The organism is Halopseudomonas aestusnigri (genome assembly GCF_002197985.1).
GTDB lineage: Bacteria > Pseudomonadota > Gammaproteobacteria > Pseudomonadales > Pseudomonadaceae > Halopseudomonas > Halopseudomonas aestusnigri.
The window spans coordinates 825,383-845,681 of sequence record NZ_NBYK01000001.1; the positions used below are offsets into that span (position 1 = coordinate 825,383).

Annotated in this window: 14 protein-coding genes and 1 pseudogene; 5 read left to right on the forward strand and 10 right to left on the reverse strand. The window is 61.6% G+C overall.

Features of this window, described 5'->3' with window-relative positions:
- Positions 1 to 98: 98 nt before the first annotated feature.
- Both B7O88_RS03875 and B7O88_RS03880 read right to left on the reverse strand, forming a co-directional pair.
- Complete coding sequence (locus tag B7O88_RS03875; RefSeq protein WP_088273855.1) at positions 99 to 905, reverse strand: substrate-binding periplasmic protein; 807 nt, start codon at positions 903 to 905, stop codon at positions 99 to 101.
- Positions 906 to 1,056: 151 nt separating this feature from the next.
- Positions 1,057 to 1,758 (reverse strand): FMN-dependent NADH-azoreductase, encoded by a 702-nt coding sequence (locus B7O88_RS03880; RefSeq protein ID WP_088273856.1) that lies wholly within the window; start codon positions 1,756 to 1,758, stop codon positions 1,057 to 1,059.
- A gap of 116 nt (positions 1,759 to 1,874) precedes the next feature.
- Between B7O88_RS03880 and B7O88_RS03885 the strand changes: the two genes are divergently transcribed.
- Positions 1,875 to 2,774, forward strand: a complete 900-nt coding sequence (locus tag B7O88_RS03885; protein WP_088273857.1) for a LysR substrate-binding domain-containing protein — start codon at positions 1,875 to 1,877, stop codon at positions 2,772 to 2,774.
- A 233-nt stretch (positions 2,775 to 3,007) separates the two neighbouring features.
- Here the strand turns inward: B7O88_RS03885 and trpB are convergent, their stop codons facing one another.
- Positions 3,008 to 4,216, reverse strand: a complete 1,209-nt coding sequence (gene trpB / locus B7O88_RS03890) for a tryptophan synthase subunit beta (RefSeq protein ID WP_088273858.1) — start codon at positions 4,214 to 4,216, stop codon at positions 3,008 to 3,010.
- 192 nt (positions 4,217 to 4,408) lie between these two features.
- Between trpB and B7O88_RS03895 the strand changes: the two genes are divergently transcribed.
- The gene (locus tag B7O88_RS03895; protein WP_088273859.1) at positions 4,409 to 5,152 is read left to right on the forward strand and encodes a class I SAM-dependent DNA methyltransferase; all 744 of its coding nucleotides are present in this window, start codon (positions 4,409 to 4,411) and stop codon (positions 5,150 to 5,152) included.
- 63 nt (positions 5,153 to 5,215) lie between these two features.
- Here B7O88_RS03895 and B7O88_RS18110 read toward each other — a convergent pair whose 3' ends face one another.
- On the reverse strand, positions 5,216 to 7,360 hold the full coding sequence (locus B7O88_RS18110; RefSeq protein WP_268806955.1) for a molybdopterin oxidoreductase family protein: 2,145 nt from the start codon (positions 7,358 to 7,360) through the stop codon (positions 5,216 to 5,218).
- A gap of 900 nt (positions 7,361 to 8,260) precedes the next feature.
- A pseudogene (locus B7O88_RS18260) lies at positions 8,261 to 9,022 on the reverse strand (4Fe-4S dicluster domain-containing protein); the annotation flags it as partial.
- Between the two features lie 113 nt (positions 9,023 to 9,135).
- On the opposite strand from B7O88_RS18260, the gene B7O88_RS03905 reads away from it, so the two are divergent.
- Positions 9,136 to 10,161, forward strand: coding sequence for an AraC family transcriptional regulator (locus tag B7O88_RS03905; RefSeq protein WP_088273860.1), 1,026 nt, complete (start codon positions 9,136 to 9,138; stop codon positions 10,159 to 10,161).
- A gap of 68 nt (positions 10,162 to 10,229) precedes the next feature.
- On the opposite strand, the gene B7O88_RS03910 is transcribed toward B7O88_RS03905, so the two are convergent.
- Both B7O88_RS03910 and B7O88_RS03915 read right to left on the reverse strand, forming a co-directional pair.
- A complete protein-coding gene (locus tag B7O88_RS03910) occupies positions 10,230 to 11,483 on the reverse strand; it encodes a ribonucleotide-diphosphate reductase subunit beta (RefSeq protein ID WP_088273861.1) in 1,254 nt (417 codons plus the stop codon).
- A 390-nt stretch (positions 11,484 to 11,873) separates the two neighbouring features.
- Positions 11,874 to 14,750 (reverse strand): ribonucleoside-diphosphate reductase subunit alpha, encoded by a 2,877-nt coding sequence (locus B7O88_RS03915; protein WP_088273862.1) that lies wholly within the window; start codon positions 14,748 to 14,750, stop codon positions 11,874 to 11,876.
- Between the two features lie 433 nt (positions 14,751 to 15,183).
- On the opposite strand from B7O88_RS03915, the gene B7O88_RS03920 reads away from it, so the two are divergent.
- Both B7O88_RS03920 and B7O88_RS03925 read left to right on the forward strand, forming a co-directional pair.
- Positions 15,184 to 15,900, forward strand: a complete 717-nt coding sequence (locus B7O88_RS03920) for a response regulator (RefSeq protein ID WP_088273863.1) — start codon at positions 15,184 to 15,186, stop codon at positions 15,898 to 15,900.
- A complete protein-coding gene (locus B7O88_RS03925; RefSeq protein ID WP_088273864.1) occupies positions 15,897 to 17,495 on the forward strand; it encodes an ATP-binding protein in 1,599 nt (532 codons plus the stop codon). Before B7O88_RS03920 ends, B7O88_RS03925 begins: the two co-directional genes overlap by 4 nt.
- Positions 17,496 to 17,676: 181 nt before the next feature.
- On the opposite strand, the gene B7O88_RS03930 is transcribed toward B7O88_RS03925, so the two are convergent.
- The 3 genes from B7O88_RS03930 to B7O88_RS03940 all read right to left on the reverse strand — a co-directional run bounded on the left by B7O88_RS03930 (position 17,677) and on the right by B7O88_RS03940 (position 20,232).
- Positions 17,677 to 18,300, reverse strand: coding sequence for a QsdR family transcriptional regulator (locus B7O88_RS03930; RefSeq protein ID WP_088273865.1), 624 nt, complete (start codon positions 18,298 to 18,300; stop codon positions 17,677 to 17,679).
- A 198-nt stretch (positions 18,301 to 18,498) separates the two neighbouring features.
- Positions 18,499 to 19,260, reverse strand: a complete 762-nt coding sequence (locus B7O88_RS03935) for an SDR family oxidoreductase (protein WP_088273866.1) — start codon at positions 19,258 to 19,260, stop codon at positions 18,499 to 18,501.
- 102 nt (positions 19,261 to 19,362) lie between these two features.
- Positions 19,363 to 20,232: an alpha/beta hydrolase family protein gene (locus B7O88_RS03940; RefSeq protein ID WP_088273867.1), complete on the reverse strand. Its 870-nt coding sequence runs from the start codon at positions 20,230 to 20,232 to the stop codon at positions 19,363 to 19,365.
- Positions 20,233 to 20,299: the final 67 nt, after the last annotated feature.

Here is a 20,299-nt window from a genome sequence, read left to right on the forward strand (position 1 = left end):
CCATGGGCCAGCGGCGCTCAGCGGCCAATCAGTGCAGTGCGGAGTGTGATGCGTTCGGGGTTTGCCGGGGCCGATTCTGTGGCCCGTTGGCGCTGGCTTCAGGGCGTGAGGTAGCGGGCGACAATGCGCTGGTAACTGCCATCACTGACCAACTCACGTATGGTTGCAGCGTAGGCGTAGACGAAATTCTGATCATTGCTGCGCTTGCTGAAAGCCACTTCGGCGGCGTCGGTGGAGACGACCACGTCGGTGGCCGTGATCAGGCGGCTAAGCCCCAGTTGTCTGATTTCCCAGGTGCCTGTGTGTTCGTCGGCGATAACTCCGTCGATGCGGCCCTTACTGATCATGTTCCAGAGGTTTGAGCGGTTGTTGACCATGAGCACGCTATCGGCGTAGCTCGGATCGCTCATCAATAGCGCATAATCCGGGCCGTATTGAACGTCGATTTGTGCGCCAAGGCGAAAGGGCAGGTCGGACAGCTCGGGTAATCGCGTTATTGGCCAGCGCTCAATGGCGTCCTGGCGAGCGAACAGGATGTTACGAGAGGGTGGCAGTACGGCGCCGGAAAAGTGCGCATACGCTTCGCGCTCTGGAAGTCTGAAGGCGCCGGGCAGGATATCGAGGCGGCCAAGTTCGAGTTCTTTCAATGCCCGCGCCCAGGGCAGCTTGCGTAATCTTGTTTTGCAGCCGAGCCGCTCCATTGCAGCATCGTTCAGTTCAACGTAAATACCACCGACACTGCCGTCTGGCAGCTCCATGCTCAGCGGTGGGTCGTCATTCCAGCGCAGGGTTTTCTCGCAGGGGGGATCGGCCATCGCCGGTGCGCTGAGCAACAGCAACAGGCCAAACCACAAGCTGCGTTGAGCCATCTTGGGTTTACGCTGGCTGGCTGGAATTTGCTGCATCCGTTGCTCGATATTCAATGGCCGATTTTGGCAGTCTAACAGCACCAGCCCCGGGTGCGAAAAGGGGGCTGAGCGGACAAATTTCACGGTACGACAGGATTGCCCGCGCGGCTATTGCGCTGTACTGAAACGACGCACCGCTGTCTGCCTGTCAGGCCGGTTCAGCGATCAGTTCCGGTTCTGGTGCTTGGCTCAGGCCCTGCACGAGCGCGTCGATCTGGCGGTGCGCAAGCGCCACCGAGTTGGCCAGCACCTCACCGCCGATTTCCTGGCCCTCAATCGCAATCTGATGCACCTGATTGATACCGATAAAGTTGAGGGCGGTAATCAGGGCTGGCTCGAGGTGATTGAGCGCTTCCAGCTCGCCGCCGCGGCCGAAGCCGATACCGCCGCGGGCAGTGAGGATCACCGCATGGCGCGGGCGGTCTGCCAGTAGCGCTGTATAGGGGGTTTCCGGATTGCCGGTATCGATATTGACTGTTTTGCCCGGACGCACAATCTGGTCGATCCAGGCCTTCAGCGCTGCGGGCATGCCGAAGTTGTAAAGCGGAACGCCGATGACCAGGATGTCGGCGGCGATCAGTTCATCGGCAAGCTGATTACTTTCAGCCAGCGTGTCATGCATCCAGGGTTCACGTTGTGCCTCAGGCGTGAAGCTGGCCGCGATCCAGTCGTGGCTGATAAAGGCGGGCGGATTCTGGCCGATGTCGCGGTAGGTGACCGTGTCGTCCGGTCGCAGGGCCAGCCACTGGCTGACAAAACGCTGGCTGAGATTGCGGCTGTGCGAGCCGTGCAGATCCTTGCCTGCAAGGCCGGGGCGGGCGCTGGCGTCGAGGTGCAGAATGTGCGGCATGGTGAGTCTCCGTGTAGTTGAATTCATCTGAAAATCGCAGCAGACTCAGCCTAAATTCGCCCTGAAGCGGCGAAAAACGATCAATATTTTCAGATACAGGTGAAAGGAATTCATCTATGGTTCAGCGCAAACTGCCGTCCCTTTCGGCCCTGCGTGCCTTTGAGGCGGCGGCCCGTCACGAGAGTGCGAAACAGGCCGCTCAGGAGCTGTCGGTTACCGCCACGGCAATCAGTCATCAGGTGCGCGGGCTGGAGCAGGCGCTGGGCGTGTCGCTGTTCGTGCGCAAGCCGCGTCAGCTGCAGTTGACCACCCAGGGGCGTGAGCTGCAGGACGTGCTCAGCAGCGCCTTCGACAGCATCAGCGCGGCAGTGGCGCGGCTCAGGGATACGCCGGTACGGCAGGCCATTACCCTCACCACGACGCCGGTGATCGCTTCGCGCTGGCTGTTGTCCTGGGTTTGCATGCTGCGTGAAACCCATCCCGATATTGATCTGCGTATTCACGCATCCCATGAGGCAGTGGCGCTGGATGGTGTGACGGCCGATATCGCCATCCGTTATGGCGATGGCCGCTGGCCCGGGTTGGTGGCCGAGAAGTTGCTCGACAACACCTTCATCCCGGCTTGCAGCCCACTTTTGGCATTGCACGATGCGAGTGAGCTGCCAAGGCATCCGCTGATCCACTTTCGCAGTTCCTCGGCTGGCTCCGGGCCGGTGGATTGGGCGGGCTGGCAGAAACTGGCGAGGGTACCGGGCCTGGATGTGAGTGCCGGACTGGTGTTTTCGGATGAGACCCACGCGGTGTCGGCGGCGGTCGGCGCACAGGGTGTGGCCTTGATGAGCCGTGAATTGATCGAGGACGAACTGGCTGCTGGCCGGCTGGTGCAGCCCTTCGGGCCCGAGATCAAGGGTAAGGCGTTTTATCTGGTCTACCCGGAAAGCCGCAAGCATGACCCAATCATTCAGGCGGTGAGGGATTGGGTCATGGCGGTACCGGGCGGGGTCTGCACGCTTTGAAATCGGGCTGCGTTTGGCTGCGCGATCGACGGCGGACACGCTGCGCTTAGTCCGCCCTACGATTGGGTCGCGGGTAGGGTGGACAAAGCCGCAGGCGTTTCCTCCGAAAGTGCATGATGTGGCACGGAGGGAATCGCGAGCCTGATGGCGGACACGCTTTGCTTAGTCCGCGCTACGGGTTGGTGTGGTGCTGTAGGGTGGACAAAGCCGCAGGCGTGTCCACCGGGTAGCGCTTACAGCCCCAGCTTCTGCGCGACGTAGTCGGCATCCTTGTCACCGCGTCCGGACAGGTTGACCAGGATGTGGCTGTCTTTCGGCAGGTTTGGTGCTTCGCGCATGGCCCAGGCCACTGCGTGAGCGCTTTCCAGCGCCGGAATGATGCCTTCGGTACGTGACAGGGTCATAAAGGCATCCAGACATTCCTGATCGGTAGCGGATTGGTAGTCGACGCGACCGATGTCCTTCAGGTAGCTGTGCTGCGGGCCAACGCCCGGATAGTCCAGACCGGAAGCAATCGAGTGCACGGCAGACGGATTGCCCTGTTCGTCTTCAAGCACGTAGCAGGCCATGCCGTGCAGTTCGCCTGGCTTGCCGACCGACATGGTGGCGGCGTGGCGGCCGACCTTGTCCAGACCTTCGCCAGCCGGCTCCACGCCGACCAGATGCACGGCCTCGTCGTTCAGGAAGGCGGTAAACATGCCCATGGCGTTGGAGCCGCCACCAACGCAGGCAGCAACGTGATCAGGCAGACGGTTGTACCTGGCGAGGAATTGCTCGCGTGACTCGTTACCGATGATCGACTGGAAGTCGCGCACCATTTTCGGGAACGGGTGTGGGCCAACCACTGAACCAATGGCGTAGATATAGTCCGTCGGGTTGTTCAGGTACTCCTCAAAGGCGCTGTCGACCGCTTCTTTCAGGGTCGCTGCGCCGCGGGTAACCGGCACCAGCTTGCATCCCAGAATGCGCATCTTGGTGACGTTGGGGTGTTCCTTTTCGATATCCACCTGGCCCATGTGAATCTCGCAGGGAATACCCACCAGCGCGCATGCAGTGGCCAGTGCCACGCCGTGCTGACCGGCGCCGGTCTCGGCGATCACCTTCTTCTTGCCCATGAACTTGGCCAGCAGCGCTTCACCCAGGCAGTGATTGATCTTGTGCGCGCCGGTGTGGTTCAGGTCTTCACGCTTGAGATGAATCTGCGCGCCACCCAGTTTGTCCGACAGGCGTTTGGCGTGAAAGATCGGGCTGGGGCGGCCGACGTAATCGGCAAACAGACTGGCCAGCTCCTGCTGAAAGTCGTCGCGCTGACGGATCTCTTCGTATGCCTTGTTGATATCGTCCATCGCCTGCTTCAGCTCCGGCGGAACCAGCTGGCCGCCGTAGGGGCCGAAATAGCCGTTGGCATCAGGCATTGCAGCAAAGCGCGAGTCTTGGGTCATGGTGTGGGTGTCCTTGCAGTTTGAGCGGGTATTAAGGCAGGAGCGTAGTGTAACCAGTGACGCAGTGCGCTGCATCAAGACATCTGTGCGGCCTGATGACGCTCCACCCGGCAGTGACGTTGGTCGATTTTCAGATGTTTTTTTTCCGCTTCGATATATGATGCGCCACCGCAACTGACGCCTCAGGTCACCATGTCCCATAACGCCATTTATACCGATCTTTCCGGTTACTACGATCTGATGTGTGCGGACATTGACTACCAGGCGCAAGGCCAGTGTGTTCAGCGTATTCATCAGTTGTTCGGCAATGGCGGTAAACGCCATCTGGATCTGGCCTGCGGCACCGGCCCACATGTGCGCCACTTTCTCGATGCGGGCTTTCAGAGCAGCGGGTTGGACATCAATCAGCCGATGCTCGACCTCGCGCAGCAGCGTTGCCCGGAGGCCACGCTCTCGCTGCAGGACATGTGCGGTTTTCAGGTTGATCAGCCGCTGGATCTGGTGACCTGTTTTCTGTACTCCATTCACTACAGCGGCAGCATCGAGCGGCTGCGTGCGTGTCTCGACAGCGTGCATGCGGCACTGGCCGATGGCGGAGTGTTCTGCTTCAACGCGGTGGACAAGCGACGGATCGACAATCGTGCCTGGGTATCGCATAACGCCGGGCATGTCGATGAATTGCTGAGCTTCAGCTCCGGCTGGTATTACTCCGGGGAAGGGGCGAGCCAACTGCTGAAACTGCGGGTTGAGCGCATGGGGAGCGATGGTCGGCAGGTTTGGAGCGACGAGCACCCGATGGTTGCGGTCTGTTTCGCCGAATTGCAGGAGCTGCTGCAGACCGGGTTTGAGGTGCAGGTGCTGGAGCACGACTACGAGCGGATTCTGCCCTGGGATCAGGCGTCGGGAAATGCTCTGTTTGTCTGCGTAAAGCGCTAGCGAGGCAGGCTGACAAGCAAAGGCAGGGCACGGTGTTGGCGTGCCCGCCCATCCTGGCTCTGATTACGCAGCGACGACCGAGACCGGGATGCCGTTGAGCACGGCGTTGCCGGACAGTGCGTCGACCACCTGATCATCGGTAATGTCATTGACGTTGATGCCGGGGTTGGTCTGCGCCACGCGCAGGCTTACGCCCTCGCGGTCGTGCCCCCAGCCGTGGGGCAGGCAGACCACACCGGGCATCACATCCTCGCTTACCTCGACCCGCACCAGCAGCTCGCCGGCACGGGAGGTGATCCGCGCCTGCTTGCCGTCGCTCAGCCCAAGCCGCTCGGCATCTGCAGGGTGAACCAGCAGGCCGCAGCGATCCCTGCCTTTGACCAGCCGTTTGCTGTTGTGCATCCACGAGTTGTTGGTGCGCAGATCACGGCGGCCGATCAGCATCAGCCCGGTGTCATCGCTGCCGCGCAGTTCAGCCAGCGCGCGGCCCAGATCGTCCACCAGCTCCGGTGGCGTGAGGTGCAGCTTCCTGTCGGCGGTAAACAGGTAGCCCGGGAAGGATTCGCGCATCGGGCCAAGGTCCAGGCCGTGGGGATAACGCTTGAGTACCTGGAGGCTCAGCGGTTCGTCGTACTTCACCGGCTCGCCGCTGTTGTACTCGTAGAACCCCTCGGCGTAGGGGCCGGTTTGCAGGCCGTGATCCAGAATCTGCTCGGGGGAGGGCATCTTGCGGGTTGGCGGGGCGTCGAGGTTCTTCAGCGCCATGATCCGCGCGGTCAGGCCCTGGACAATATCCCAGTCGCAGCGGGTGCCTTCCGGTGCTTCAAACACCGGGTCGCTGAAACGCGCCAGGTTGCGCACTGCCAGCATGTTGAACACGATGTCGTACTGCTCATGCTCCAGCGGCCCTGTCGGCGGCAGGATGATGTCGGCGTGGCGTGAGGTTTCGTTCAGATAGAAGTCGATCGAGACCATGAATTCCAGCTGCTCCAGCGCCTCGTCCATCTGCCGGCCATTGGGCGTGGACAGAACCGGATTGCCAGCTACGCAGACAAAACCGCGTACCTGACCTTCGCCGGGGGTGAGCATCTCTTCGGCAAGGGTAACCGCCGGGAAGTAGCTGTCGAACTCCGGCAGGCCGCGCACCCGGCTCTGGTAGGTATTGAAGCTGCCCATCGGGCGGCTTTGCGCCTTGTTGAACGCCGGCGTGGTGAACATCATGCCGCCGGGACGGTCGAGGTTGCCGGTGAGGATGTTGAGCACCAGCATCAGCCAGTGATTGAGTGCTCCGTAGCGCTGGGTGGAGACGCCCATGCGGCCATAGCACACCGCGCACTCGGCGTTGGCGAAGTCTTCGGCGATACGCTTGATGTCAGCTACGGCAATGCCGCAGCGCACGCTGACCTGCTCCAGTGAAATGCCGTCAAACAGCGGCGCCAGTGCGCTCCAGTTGTCGGCCAGTTCAAGCAGACGGCCGGGCTTGACCAGATTCTGATCGAGCACGTGACGAATAAGGCCCAGCAGGAAGAAGGCGTCGGTGCCGGGGCGAATGAACAGATGCTGGTCTACGTAGCGTGCCGACTCGGTACGGCGCGGATCGATCAGTACCACCTTGCCGCCGCGCTCGCGAATGCGCTCCAGGCGCTTGAGGATATCGCCGGCGGTCATCAGGCTGCCGTTGGAGGCGGCCGGGTTGGCGCCCAGCATCAGCATGTATTGGGTACGGTCGATATCCGGAATGGTAAACAGCTGGCTGTGCCCGAACATCAGGTAGGACACCAACTGATGCGGCATTTGATCCAGCGAGGCTGCGGAGGAGATATTGCGTGTGCCGATGGCCTTGCGCAGCGAGCCGGAGGCCATCATCAAACCGAGGTTGTGAGAGGCGGGGTTGCCCCAGTAGCCGGCAATCGAATCGTTGCCATGACGACGCTGGATATCCACCAGCCGGGCCGCGACCTTGTCCAGTGCGCTGTCCCAGTCAATCGGCAGCCATTCGCCGTTGACCTTCTCCAGCGGGGTGCGCAGGCGGTCCGGGTCGTTGTGCAGATCCTGCAGGGCGTAGCCTTTCGGGCAGATGTGCCCTTCGCTGTGCGGGTCGTTGTTATCGCCCTTGATCGACAGAATATGCTCGCCCCGGGTTTCGATCACCACACCGCACATGGCTTCGCACAGGGTGCAGGCGCGGTGGTGGGTTTTCACCGGCAGGCGTGCCTGCTCTTCTTCGCGGGCGCGGGCATCGCGGATCACCGAGAGCATCTCGGCAACGTTCACCACCTTGCTTCTGACGCGCCCCTCGATACGGCCGCGTGCCTGCTCGTGCTGATCGAGCAGCAGCCAGTCGGCCATGCTGACGCTCTGGACCTCGCGCTTGGCCAGCAGGTCGCTGATATCGCCGCTGCGGGTTGGCAGGCTGCTGCCCAGGTCGTCGATCAGGCGCTGCACGCTTTCGGTCGCGCACTGGCGGTTACTGCCAATCACGCCGCTGGCGCCGCGCTTGATCCAGCCGGCAACGTAATCGCGGTGCTCGGCGTCGCCCTGAATACGCCCCTGCTCATGCTGCATGACGCCGCGGCCGCTATCGAAGGGCAGCTCGTCAATCGCCGAGCCCTGATAGCCAATGGCGTGCACCACAAGGCCGGCTGGCAGACGATCCCGCTGGTCGGCGGGGCGGGCGACCAGCGCACCCTGTTGGTCGCGCACCAGTTGGTTGCGCTGAACCTGCACCGCGCTCACGCGGGCATCGGCAGCTTCGAACTCGGCGGGACTGGTATAGAACATGAAGCGAATGCGCTTGCCTTCGCCCGGGGGGCGCGCTGCGATCTCGCGCAGCAGGCTGAGATTCTGGCGCGCTTCGGCATTCTCCGGCTGCTCCAGCTGGCGCGCTGTGGCGTTGTCCAGCTCCAGGTCTGCCGCATCGACCCGCAGCTGCAGGCCGGGGATCGCCATCAGCTGTTCCAGCTCCTTGGGCGTGAAGGCGGCCTGGGCCGGGCCGCGGCGGGCGAGCAGGCAGACTTCGTCGATGCCGCTGGCGGCCAGCGCCTTGAGGGCGTGATCGGCAATATCGGTCTTGGCCAGCTGCTCTGTGGGCAGCACCAGCAGCCGGGCGATATCCAGTGCCACGTTGCCGATGCCGATGATCACGGCGGTGTTACTCGACAGGTCGGGATTGAGGGCGGCCTGATCGGGATGACCGTTGTACCAGCCAACAAAGTTGGAAGAGCCGAAGATGTTGGCGCTATCCGCGCCGGGCAGCGTCAGCGGGCGGCTCTGCGAGCCGCCGGTAGCATAGATCACGCCATAGTAATGCTCGCGCAATTCGGCGCTGCTCAGGTCGCGGCCGATCTGTACATTGCCGAAGAACCGGAAACGCTCGTTTTCGGCAATGCGCTCAAAACTGCTGGTCACGGACTTGATGCGTGGGTGGTCCGGCGCGACGCCGTAGCGCACCAGGCCAAAGGGCGTGGGCAAGCGCTCGAACATGTCCACCTGAGCGCCGGGCAATTGCTTCATCAGTGCTTCGGCGGCATAGAAGCCGCTGGGGCCGGAGCCGACGATGGCGAAACGGCTGGGCAGGTTGGCGAGCGGGCTGCCGGCCTGACGACCGGACTGGATGCTTTCGCGGATGACCGGGTGGGTTTTGGCACCCTCGGCGTTCAGCGTAATAAAGCTTTGCTGATCATCCGGCACCATGCTGCTCGGGAAAATGGCCCCTTCGGGGCAGGCCGATACACAGGCGTTGCAGTCGATACAGACGTCCGGGTCGATAAACAGCATCTGCGGCGCTTCCCGAAAGGCTTCCACGGGGCAGACATCAACGCAGCTGGTGTGCTTGTTGCCGATACAGTTTTGGGTGACTACGTAGGCCATTCTCTACTCCGCACAGAGTCGACAAAAGGCCTATCGTAGGTCGGGTCTTTACCCCGCGTATTGGCATTCGGCGATTGATTGACATTTTGTGCCAGCCTGCCGATAGTGCGGCCATGATCAAATCCGATTACCTGCCATCCGGCTTTCTGCAACCGCTGCAGGATTATCTGCGTCAGCGCGCGTTGCCGGCGCAGGACTTGCTGCACGAGTTGGATGCCTGCCTGGAATCACCGAACGTCCCGTCCGAGCGGTTCTGCGAGCTGCTGGATGCGGTCTGGCATGCTGCGCCGGTCAGTGCGCTGGGTATCCGCCTTGGCCTGGCTACCCATCCCGGCCAGTTTGGTGTGGTTGGCTATCTGGTGTCCTATTGCGGCACCCTGGGGCAGGCGCTGGCGCGTTATTACCGGTATCAGCGCCTGTTGCAGCAGGGTCTGGACTCACGTGGTGAGCTGAAAGACGGCGTGCTGTATATGCGCTGGACGCAGGCCGTGGCGAAGACGCCGCTGGCTACCGAGTTCAGCATCGCGGTCTTTGTCAGTTTGTGCCAGGCACTGATTGGGCGCGCCATTACCCCGGTGCGCGCCGGCTTGCCCTTTGCCAGGCCAGCGAATGCCGATGTCTATCAGGCGCTGCTGGGTTGTCCGGTGGAGTTTGACCGGCCGGCGATTGAGCTGGCGATTCCCGAGTATCTGCTGGCCCTGCCGATTTCCGGCAAGGACCCGTACCTGCTGGGCCTGCTAGAAAAGCAGGCCCAGGCGCTGCTGAATCAACTGCCACAGCTGGACACCAGTGCGGCAGGGGCCTCGTTTCAGCGGGTGCAGGATCAGATAGTCGAATCGATGAAAAACGGTGATGTCAGCGCGGCGGCGGTCGCCTCGGCACTGAATTACTCCCTGCGTACCTTTTACCGGGAGCTGCGCAGTGCCGGCTACAGCTATCGAGGCCTGCTGGCGCATACCCGCCACACCTTGGCACGACAATATCTGGCCGACCCGGCGCTGGCGCAAACCGACGTGGCACTGCTGCTGGGCTATTCGGAGCAAAGTTCCTTTATCCGCGCCTTTCGCAGCTGGACAGGGATGACGCCGGGGGAGTATCGGAGTCATCTGGCGCGCAAAGCGGGTCAGGTGACGGGGTGAGCCCGCATCATCCGGAGAAGCGTTCCCACGCGGAGCGTGGGAACGATCAAGCGGTCTGAATTTGGCAATCAATCCCAGCTCAACGCGCCGCCAGTCTGATACTCGATCACGCGGGTTTCGAAGAAGTTTTTCTCCTTCTTCAGATCCATGATCTCGCTCATCCACGGGAAGGGGTTGGTGGTGCCGGGGTACTGTTCCTTCAGACCGATCTGGGTCAGGCGGCGGTTGGCGATGAACTTGAGGTAGTCCTCCATCATCGCGGCGTTCATGCCGAGTACGCCGCGGGGCATGGTGTCGCGGGCGTATTCGATTTCCAGCTGCGCGCCTTGCAGGATCATCTGGGTTGCTTCGTCCTTCATGGCATCGTCCCACAGGTGCGGGTTTTCGATCTTGATCTGGTTGATCACGTCGATGCCGAAGTTCAGGTGCATGGATTCGTCGCGCAGGATGTACTGGAACTGCTCGGCGGTGCCGGTCATCTTGTTGCGGCGGCCCATGGACAGGATCTGGGTGAAGCCGCAGTAGAAGAAGATGCCTTCCAGAACGCAGTAGTAGGCGATCAGGTTGCGCAGCAGTTCCTTGTCGGTCTCGACGGTGCCGGTAGTGAAGGTCGGGTCGGAGATCGAACGGGTGTATTTCAGCCCCCAACTGGCCTTTTTCGCGACGCTCGGGATCTCGTGGTACATGTTGAAGATCTCGCCTTCATCCATGCCCAGCGACTCGATGCAGTACTGATAGGCGTGGGTGTGGATCGCCTCTTCGAAGGCCTGACGCAGGATGTACTGGCGGCACTCGGGGTTGGTGATCAGGCGGTACACGGCCAGCACCAGGTTGTTGGCGACCAGACTGTCGGCGGTGGAGAAGAAGCCGAGGTTGCGCTTGACGATGCGGCGCTCGTCTTCGGTCAGGCCGTCTGCGCTCTTCCACAGGGCGATGTCGGCGGTCATGTTGACCTCTTGCGGCATCCAGTGGTTGGCACAACCGTCGAGGTACTTCTGCCAGGCCCATTCGTACTTGAACGGGACCAGCTGGTTGAGGTCGGCGCGGGCGTTGATCATCTGCTTATCGCCAACCTGCACGCGGGCGGCGGAGCCTTCCAGATCGTCCAGACCTTCCTGGATGTCCAGCTCATCCAGCGCGGCCTTGGCGCGGGCGATGGCGTCGGAGTCGTCCGCGCTGATCTGACGCGCGTCCTCCACCGAACCTTCGGCAATGTTTTCCATTACCGGGCTGTCGGTGAGCGGCGCGCTCGGTTGGGCGGCTGCCTTGGCGGCGGGTGCGGTGGTGGTGTCTTCGCTGTCGAAATCGTCCCAGCTGAGCATGGTGTGTCTCCCTTTGGTCGACAGCCGCAAGCTTTAAGCTGCAAGCGGCAAGTTGTTTGGTGTGGCGGCGGCGAGTGGTGGTTGATACTGGCTCGGCGCGGCTATCGGGTTTTTCTGGATTCCCGCCTTCGCGGGAATGACGCGAGAGGGGGGGAGTTCTCTATTCTCTGCGGCCTAAGCGCGTAGCTGAGCGAGTGAGCGCTAGGCGTCGGGCTTGGGGCTTTCTGGATTCCCGCCTTCGCGAGAATGACGCGAGGGATGGAAATCACGCTGTGTTTTAAGCGCTCCGAGCGGGACTGCTCTTGGGCTCGGAGCTGTGTCTGGCAATGACGGTGGCGCTTACTCGGACTGCTTGTCGCTTGCAGCTTGAGGCTTGCCGCTGGGCCTGCCTTATTGGCAGGCCTCGCAGTCCGGGTCATCGATAGAACACGCCTTCGGCACCGGCGCCGGGCCAGCAGGTGCTGCGCTCAGCGCCGGCTCTGCGCCGCTGGCGACGGCATTCAGCTTGCCGGTGTTGACGGTCGATTTCTCGGTGCTGGTGGCAGCCAGGGCACGCAGGTAGTAGGTGGTTTTCAAGCCACGGAACCAGGCCATGCGGTAGGTCACGTCCAGCTTCTTGCCGCTGGCGCCAGAGATGTACAGGTTCAGCGACTGGGCCTGGTCGATCCATTTCTGGCGGCGGCTGGCGGCTTCGACGATCCACTTGGTTTCGACTTCAAACGCGGTGGCGTACAGCGCCTTGAGGTCGTCCGGGATGCGGTCGATCTGCTGTACGGAGCCGTCGTAGTATTTGAGGTCGTTGACCATGACCGCGTCCCACATGCCGCGTGCCTTGAGGTCGCGTACCAGATAGGGATTGATCACGGTGAACTCGCCGGACAGGTTCGATTTGACGTACAGGTTCTGGTACGTCGGCTCGATCGACTGCGAAACGCCGGTGATGTTGGCGATGGTCGCGGTCGGCGCGATGGCCATGATGTTGGAGTTGCGGATGCCTTTCTTGACGCGCTCGCGCACCGCTTCCCAGTCCAGGGTGACGCTGCGGTCCACTTCGATGTACTTGGCGCCGCGCTGCTCGGTCAGAATGTCGAGCGAGTCATAGGGCAGGATGCCTTGCGACCACAGCGAGCCGTCGAAGCTGGAGTAGCTGCCGCGTTCGTCGGCCAGATCACAGGAGGCCTGGATGGCGAAGTAGCTGATGGCTTCCATCGACTGGTCGGCAAAGGCGACGGCTTCGTTTGAGCCGTAGGCGATGTGCTGCAGGTACAGGGCATCCTGGAAGCCCATCAGACCCAGACCAACCGGGCGGTGTTTGAGGTTGGAATTACGCGCCTGCGGTACCGAGTAGTAGTTGATATCGATGACGTTATCGAGCATGCGTACCGCAGTGCGCACGGTGCGCTCCAGCTTGGCGGTGTCGAGCTTGCCGTCAACAATGTGGTTGACCAGGTTGACCGAGCCCAGGTTACAGACAGCGATTTCGTCCGCGCTGGTGTTCAGGGTGATCTCGGTGCACAGGTTGGAGCTGTGGACTACACCGGCGTGCTGCTGCGGGCTGCGCAGGTTGCAGGCGTCCTTGAAGGTCAGCCACGGGTGGCCGGTTTCGAACAGCATGCTGAGCATCTTGCGCCACAGGTCGGCGGCACGCACTTTCTTGTGCAGTTTCAGCTTGCCGTACTCGGTCAGCGCTTCGTAGTACTCGTAGCGCTCTTCGAAGGCCTTGCCGGTCAGGTCGTGAAGGTCCGGCACGTCGGAGGGCGAGAACAGGGTCCACTGGCCGTCTTCGAACACGCGCTTCATGAACAGGTCTGGAATCCAGTTCGCGGTGTTCATGTCGTGGGTGCGGCGGCGGTCGTCACCGGTGTTCTTGCGCAGTTCGAGGAATTCCTCGATATCCAGATGCCAGGTTTCCAGGTAGCCGCAGACCGCGCCCTTGCGTTTGCCGCCCTGGTTGACCGCAACGGCGGTATCGTTGACGACTTTGAGGAAGGGCACAACGCCCTGGCTCTTGCCGTTGGTGCCCTTGATATAGGCGCCCATGGCGCGGACCGGCGTCCAGTCGTTACCCAGGCCGCCGGCAAACTTGGACAGCATGGCGTTGTCGTGGATGGCCTTGTAAATGCCGGACAGCTCGTCCGGCACGGTGGTGAGGTAGCACGACGACAGCTGCGGACGCAGGGTGCCGGCGTTGAACAGGGTCGGCGTGGAGGCCATGTAGTCGAAGCTGGACAGCAGGTTGTAGAACTCGATGGCGCGTTCGTTCTTCTGTGGCTCTTCAATGGCCAGGCCCATGGCGACGCGCATGAAGAAGATCTGCGGCAGTTCGATACGGGTGCCGTCGCGGTGCAGGAAGTAGCGATCGTACAGGGTCTGCAGGCCGAGGTAGCCGAACAGCTGGTCGCGGTTGTGGTCAATCGCGGCGCCCAGTTGCTCCAGGTCGTAGTCGGCCAGCTTGGCGTCCAGCAGTTCGTAGTCGATACCGGCCTTGACGTAGGCGGGCAGCGTCCTGGCGTACAGCTCGGCCATCTCGCCGTGGGTCGCGCTGGGCGCAATCTCGAGGTGACTGAGGGCTTCGGCACGCAGGTTGTCGAGCAGCAGACGGGCGGTGACCTGACTGTAGCTCGGTTCGCGCTCGACCAGGGTGCGGGAGGTCATTACCAGCGCGGTGTTCACGTCGACCTGGGTCACGCCGTCGTACAGGTTCTTCAGGGTTTCCTGTTCGATGTGGTTGGCGTCGACTTCCGGCAGGCCTTCGCAGGCTTCGGCGATGACGGTGCGCAGACGGCCCAGATCCAGCGGCTCGCGGCTGCCGTCGGGCAGGGTGATGCGGATGCTGGGGTGGGCTTCTGCGACGCTCTGGCGCGCCTGGCGCTGGCGGGCGTGCTCTTCACGATAGAGTACATAGGCACGGGCGATCTTCTGTTCGCCGGAGCGCATCAGCGCCAGTTCGACCTGATCCTGAATCTCTTCGATATGCAGGGTGCCGCCGGAGGGCAGGCGACGCTTGAAGATCGCGCTGATCACATCGGTCAGTTCATTGACGGTCTCGCGAATCCGCGAAGAGGCCGCGGCCTGGCTGCCTTCTACTGCCAGAAACGCCTTGGTCATGGCGATACGGATCTTGTCGTCGGTATAGGGCACCAGTGTGCCGTTGCGTTTGATGACGCGAAGCTGTCCTGGGGCGCTCAGCTGCAGGTCCGAATTTTGTTCGCCGTCTGCGTGCCGCGCGGATGATGTGGTGTCAGCGGCGGAAGGGGTGACCTGCATGACATGCTCCTTTTTGGTCGTTAACACAATATGTAGATATTTGCGCAAGCTGGCGCAGCCAGCTCGGGACGTGCTGTTCAAGCGGCAGACAGTCAGCTGCGGCTTACGGCTGCTGGTGACTATTTGATCAATATGTAGATGTCTGCCTTTCGTTTGGCACAAGATAGTGTGTGTTCTCGAGTGTGGCAAGGCGATTATTTGTCGATTTCATCGCATAACCGCATTGACCTCGGCGCAGATCAGAGCTGGTGCGGGTTTGCAGGCTTGAAGAAAAAAATACTATATCTAGTGTTTACCTTTTTCTTGTTTTCAGATTGATGTCAGCGCCGGAAGAAGCTGTTTCCAGTGCTCTGGGTCAGGGGCTGTGGCCTGAAGGCAAGCGAGTGCTACAATCGCCGGCTGATTTGAGTAGTTCAGCGAGCGGGAGGCATGGGTGGAGGCAGACAGCGGTTACATCCTGATTGTTGAGGACGACCAGAAGCTGGCGGGTCTGATTGCCGAGTTTTTGCAGGCTCAGGGGCTTCAGGTTGCGGTTGAGGCGAATGGCGGCGCTGCCGTGCAGCGAATTCTCGACACCCAGCCGGCGCTGGTCGTGCTTGACCTGATGCTGCCGGGCGAGGACGGGCACTCGATTTGCGAGCGGGTCCGTGCGGCAGGTTTTCTGCGGCCGATCCTGATGCTGACGGCACGCAGCGAGGACGAGGCCCAGATTCGTGGCCTGGAGCTGGGTGCTGACGATTATGTAAGCAAACCGGTCCGCCCGCAGGTGCTGCTGGCGCGCATCCGTGCGCTGTTGCGCAGAACCAGCGAGCCGGAAACCAGCGAGGCGCCGACGCGTCTGGAGTTTGGTGAGCTGATCATTGACAACGACCGTCGTGAGGCGTGGCTGCGCGGCGAGTTGATCGAGCTGACCGGTGCCGAGTTTGATCTGCTCTGGTTGCTGGCCAGCAACGCTGGCCGCATTCTCAGCCGTGAGGAGATCTTTATCGCTCTGCGTGGTATCGAGTATGACGGTCAGGACCGCTCCATCGATGTGCGTATTTCGCGTATCCGCCCCAAGATCGGCGATGATCCCGATCTGCCGCGGCTGATCAAGACCGTACGCAGCAAGGGCTATCTGTTCGTCAGCCCCGGCCCGGATCAGCCGTGAACTCGATCTTTCTGCGCATCTACGGCGGCATGTTGCTGGTACTGGTCGCCGTCTCCCTGCTGGCGCTGGTCAGCATCCGCATGATCAACGATGTGCGCGCAGAGGATTACCGCGAGCGCATGGCGACAGGCACTTTCCGCCTGATGGCAGATAACCTGGAGCCGATGGACGAAGCCGAGCGGCAGAAAGCGCTGGCCGTGTGGATGCGGCTGATCGGTGTGCCCCTGGAGTTGCGCCAGCTGGACGACCTGGGGCTGGAGTCGAGCAGTTGGTCGCGGCTGATTCAGGGGCGTGTGCTGGTGCTCAGCAGCGCGCCATCCGAGGTCCGGGTATACAGTCTGGTGGACCTCAGCCAGCAGCAGGTGCTGACCGCCGATATCGAGAAGATCTCCGAGCAACTGGGTCGCGCTACCCTGTTTCTGATTGCCGACGAGCTGGTGCGGCACCCTGAAAGTGACATGCCAACCTGGCTGCAGCGACTGCGGCGAGACAAGGGTTTCGGCTTTCCGCTCAATCTCACCCGCCTTAATGAAACCGATCTGGATGCCGACCAACGCCGGCGTCTGGATGAGTTCGATACCGTGCTGAGCCTGGGGCCGGACGGCAACGCGGTGATGATGTATATGAAAATCCCGGATACCAACTGGGTAGTCAGCCTCGGACCGATCTATCAGATGCAGGAGTATCCGCCTGAGATGCTGCTGATGACCGGCTTGCTGGCGCTGTCGCTCAGTGGTCTGCTGATCTACCTGCTGGTGCGTCAGCTGGAGCAGCGGCTGATGAATCTGGAGTCGGCAGCGACCCATCTGGCGCGCGGTAATCTGGATGCCCGGGCGGAGGCTATCGGCAGCGACTCGGTTGGCAGTCTGGCACGGGCGTTCAATGATATGGCCGGCCACCTGCAACGCATGATGCGTATTCAACAGGAGATGATTCGAGCCGTCTCGCACGAGCTGCGCACGCCGGTGGCGCGCTTGCGTTTCGGTCTGGAGATGGTGGAGACAGCCAGCAGTGAAGCTGATCTGAAACGCTATCTCGACAGCATGGACGGTGATTTGACCGAACTGGACAAACTGGTCGACGAGATTCTCACCTACGCCCGTCTTGAACAGGGCGCGCCGGCTCTGGTACTGCAGCCGGTGGATGTGCTGGCGACGGTGGAGCAGGTTGTGACCGAGTTGTTGCCGTTGGCTGCCAGCGTGCAGCTGGAGCATGAGGATCTGTCCCATGGCCGAGCCAATGTGGTGGACGCCGAGGAGCGTTACCTGCATCGGGCACTGACCAACCTGGTCAGCAATGCCCTGCGTCATGCGGCCTCGCGGGTCAAGGTGACTACACGCGTTGCCAACGGCCGCTGCAGGCTGACTGTGGAAGATGACGGTCCCGGGATTCCGGAGGCCTACCGCGAGCGCATCTTTACTCCCTTCCTTCGGCTGGACGACAGCCGTACCCGTGCCAGTGGTGGTTATGGCCTGGGGTTATCCATTGTTCGCCGCATTGCCTACTGGCACCGCGGCTACGCACGGGTCGAAACGTCTAAGGAGCTGGGCGGAGCTGCCTTCATTATTGACTGGCCGCTGCGCCAGGCGTCGTAGCATGGAGAACCGCGCAGCGTTCTCCGTGGGGTCATGTGCCAACGCGCGGAGAAGCCTGCGGCGTTCTCCGCCCTGCGGAGATGATGGCGTGTTGCGGGGGCGGTAGCATGGAGAACCGCGCAGCGTTCTCCGTGAGCTCATTTACCGACGCGCGGAGACTCTCCACCAGACAAATCGCGTCTTAGCGCTGATGACCGTTGACCAGCAGGCGGAACGCCGTGGTAGCCGGGCCTGGCTCGGGTTTACGGCCGCAGATCAGGTCGCAATAAATGGCGCTTTCGCCGATACGCACGATGTACAGGGCAAGGCTCTGGGCATCCATCTCTGGCTTGATTTCACCAGCCGCAATCGCCTTTTCGAACATTTGCTGCCAGGTGCTGATCAGGCGCTCCTGCAAGCCTGAGGCGCGGGCAGTGAGCAATTGCAGGCCCCATTGCGGCTCGGCTTGCAGAAAATCGTACATGGGGCGCGCGTTGATCAATGCAACATTGATGTCTTCGTAGATCTGCGTGAGATAGTCGATGCCCGTGAGGTTGGGAGTCTGTTCGGCACGGGCGATGGCTTCATCGTAGATACGCTTGTATAGCGACCACAGAATTTCGCCCATCAACAAATCCTTGTTGCCGACCCAGCGCATCAGTGTGGCTCGTCCGATACCCAGCTCTTCCGCGAGTTGCGACAGGTTCAGACGGCGGCCTTCCAGCCACCAGCTGCGTGCCATGCGAAAGGCCGATATCGGCGTCGCGCGTTCGTCGGATTTGCGTTTTGAGAGGGCAAGGGAGAGGGGAGTCTGCTGACTGGTCATTCGGTGCTTTCCTGGCGTTTTAGGTTTCTTCTTCGTATTCGGCTTGCATGGTAGCAATGCTGATACCAAGAATGAAAGTGTCCCGTGTGTGAATCACCAGTAGTAATGCGAGTGAATTTGTAACCACGCGTCATCGGCTCGCCAATGAACGCTTTCGTCTGATCCGCAAGCGGCCGGATCAGACGTCTCGACTGTGTATCAGCCGCGGCCGATGAACGGCATCCTGGTTGCCATGATGGTCATGAACTGGACGTTGGTCTCCAGTGGCAGTTCGGCCATCTGAACAACCGCCTGCGCGACATGCTCCACGTCCATCACCGGCTCGGCCATGATCTCGCCATTGGCCTGCGGTATGCCGCGCTGCATGGGAGCAGCCATCTCGGTAGCGGCGTTGCCGATATCGATCTGCCCGCAGGCAATGTTGTATTTGCGACCATCCAGCGAGGTGGACTTGGTCAGGCCGGTCATCCCGTGCTTGGACGCGGTGTAGGGGGCGGAGTTCGGGCGCGGAGCCGTGGCTGAAATCGAGCCGTTGTTGATGATGCGTCCGCCCATCGGCGTCTGGGCTTTCATCAGCCGAAAGGCTTGCTGGGTACAGAGGAAGGCGCCTGTCAGGTTGGTGTCGATAGTGGCCTTCCAGGCGTCGAACGGCAGCTCTTCCAGCGGTAACGGCGGCGCGCCGGTACCGGCATTGTTGAACAGCACGTCCAGCCGCCCCCAGGTTGCCTGTACCTGGTCGAACAGCGCTTTCACGGATGACGGGTCGCGCACATCGGAGGGGATCACCAGAGCATTATTGGCAAGCTCGTCGAGCCCTTCGAGACTGCGCTGCAGCTTGTCGGCGTTGCGACCAGTAAGGGCCACGTGATAGCCAGCCTTGAGCAGGGCAATACTGGTAGCTCGGCCAATGCCTGTGCCGGCACCGGTAACCAGGGCGACTTTGAGTGGGGAGTCGGTCATCGGGATTCCTCTGTGTTTTAGGCTGGGCAGAGGATACACCACCGACGGGCACTCAAGTGTCGCCATCCCGACAGCCTCCCGGCGATCGGGATGGCGCGGGCATCAGTTGATGCCCTTGCGACGTACATCCCAGTCGCGGTCGCTGCACAGGTCACAATTGCTGCCGTAGAACGTGTCTTCGGCGCTGGCGTCGTCCATCAGATGGTAGCGGAACCAGGCGGTTGAGGGGCCACGGTAGTCGCCCGCATTGCCGACCGGCTCGAAATGGCTGGCTCTGGACAGTTCACCCCAGAATACCGGCACGTTAGCGCGGTTGTAGACTGGCAAGGCGTTCAGGGTCGGGCTGGCGATGGTGTCGGCGCTGCCGGTCATCAGGAACATGGGACCATTCTGATTGGATTGCGAGCTGCTGTTGTGGCCCAGACCAATAGTGTACGGCTGGAACGGCGCAGTGACTTTGATGCGGTAGTCCTGCCCCGCCATGATGGTGCCGCCACCGCCTTGGGAGTGCCCGGCCGCGCCAATGCGGTTGAGGTCCAGCTTGTTCGCATAGGTGCCGCTGCTGCGGTTGTTCTGGGTGGTCAGGTAGTCGACGCAACCCAGCATTTCCTGGCCGGTGCCGGCGTTGGAGGTATTGGCTGCGATCACGACGAAACCGTGCGAGGCCCAGTGCTCAAGCAGGGCTGCGTAGGTGCTGGGCGAGGCAGTGGTGCCGTTGCCCCAGACGATGATCGGGTGTTTGCGGTTGTTCTCGCCGAGGGAGGACGGGCGAAACACCGTGCAGCTGCTGCCCGCGCTGCCGCTGGTCGTCGCGAATGGGCCATCGGCACTGAAGCTGCTCACGCCGGGGAAACCGGTCCCGGTAGCCGGGTTGCCGGTGCCGCCACCACCACCGGGGTTGGTGGCCAGCGCGATGCTGGAAAGCGACAAGCCGAGCGCGAGTGTGGCCAGTTTGAACATCTGTGCATTCATCCTGTGAGTCCTTTTGTCTTGTTGTTGGAATGGCTGCGCAAGGTGCGCAGAAGGCTCACGGTAGGGG

Coding starts and splice junctions, on each gene's coding strand:
- B7O88_RS03940 (WP_088273867.1), bottom strand. CDS start 20,232: ATGAATGCACAGATGTTCAAACTGGCCACACTCGCGCTCGGCTTGTCG.
- B7O88_RS03880 (WP_088273856.1), bottom strand. CDS start 1,758: ATGCCGCACATTCTGCACCTCGACGCCAGCGCCCGCCCCGGCCTTGCA.
- B7O88_RS03905 (WP_088273860.1), top strand. CDS start 9,136: ATGATCAAATCCGATTACCTGCCATCCGGCTTTCTGCAACCGCTGCAG.
- B7O88_RS03930 (WP_088273865.1), bottom strand. CDS start 18,300: ATGACCAGTCAGCAGACTCCCCTCTCCCTTGCCCTCTCAAAACGCAAA.
- B7O88_RS03885 (WP_088273857.1), top strand. CDS start 1,875: ATGGTTCAGCGCAAACTGCCGTCCCTTTCGGCCCTGCGTGCCTTTGAG.
- B7O88_RS03915 (WP_088273862.1), bottom strand. CDS start 14,750: ATGCAGGTCACCCCTTCCGCCGCTGACACCACATCATCCGCGCGGCAC.
- B7O88_RS03875 (WP_088273855.1), bottom strand. CDS start 905: ATGCAGCAAATTCCAGCCAGCCAGCGTAAACCCAAGATGGCTCAACGC.
- B7O88_RS03935 (WP_088273866.1), bottom strand. CDS start 19,260: ATGACCGACTCCCCACTCAAAGTCGCCCTGGTTACCGGTGCCGGCACA.
- trpB (WP_088273858.1), bottom strand. CDS start 4,216: ATGACCCAAGACTCGCGCTTTGCTGCAATGCCTGATGCCAACGGCTAT.
- B7O88_RS03895 (WP_088273859.1), top strand. CDS start 4,409: ATGTCCCATAACGCCATTTATACCGATCTTTCCGGTTACTACGATCTG.
- B7O88_RS03910 (WP_088273861.1), bottom strand. CDS start 11,483: ATGCTCAGCTGGGACGATTTCGACAGCGAAGACACCACCACCGCACCC.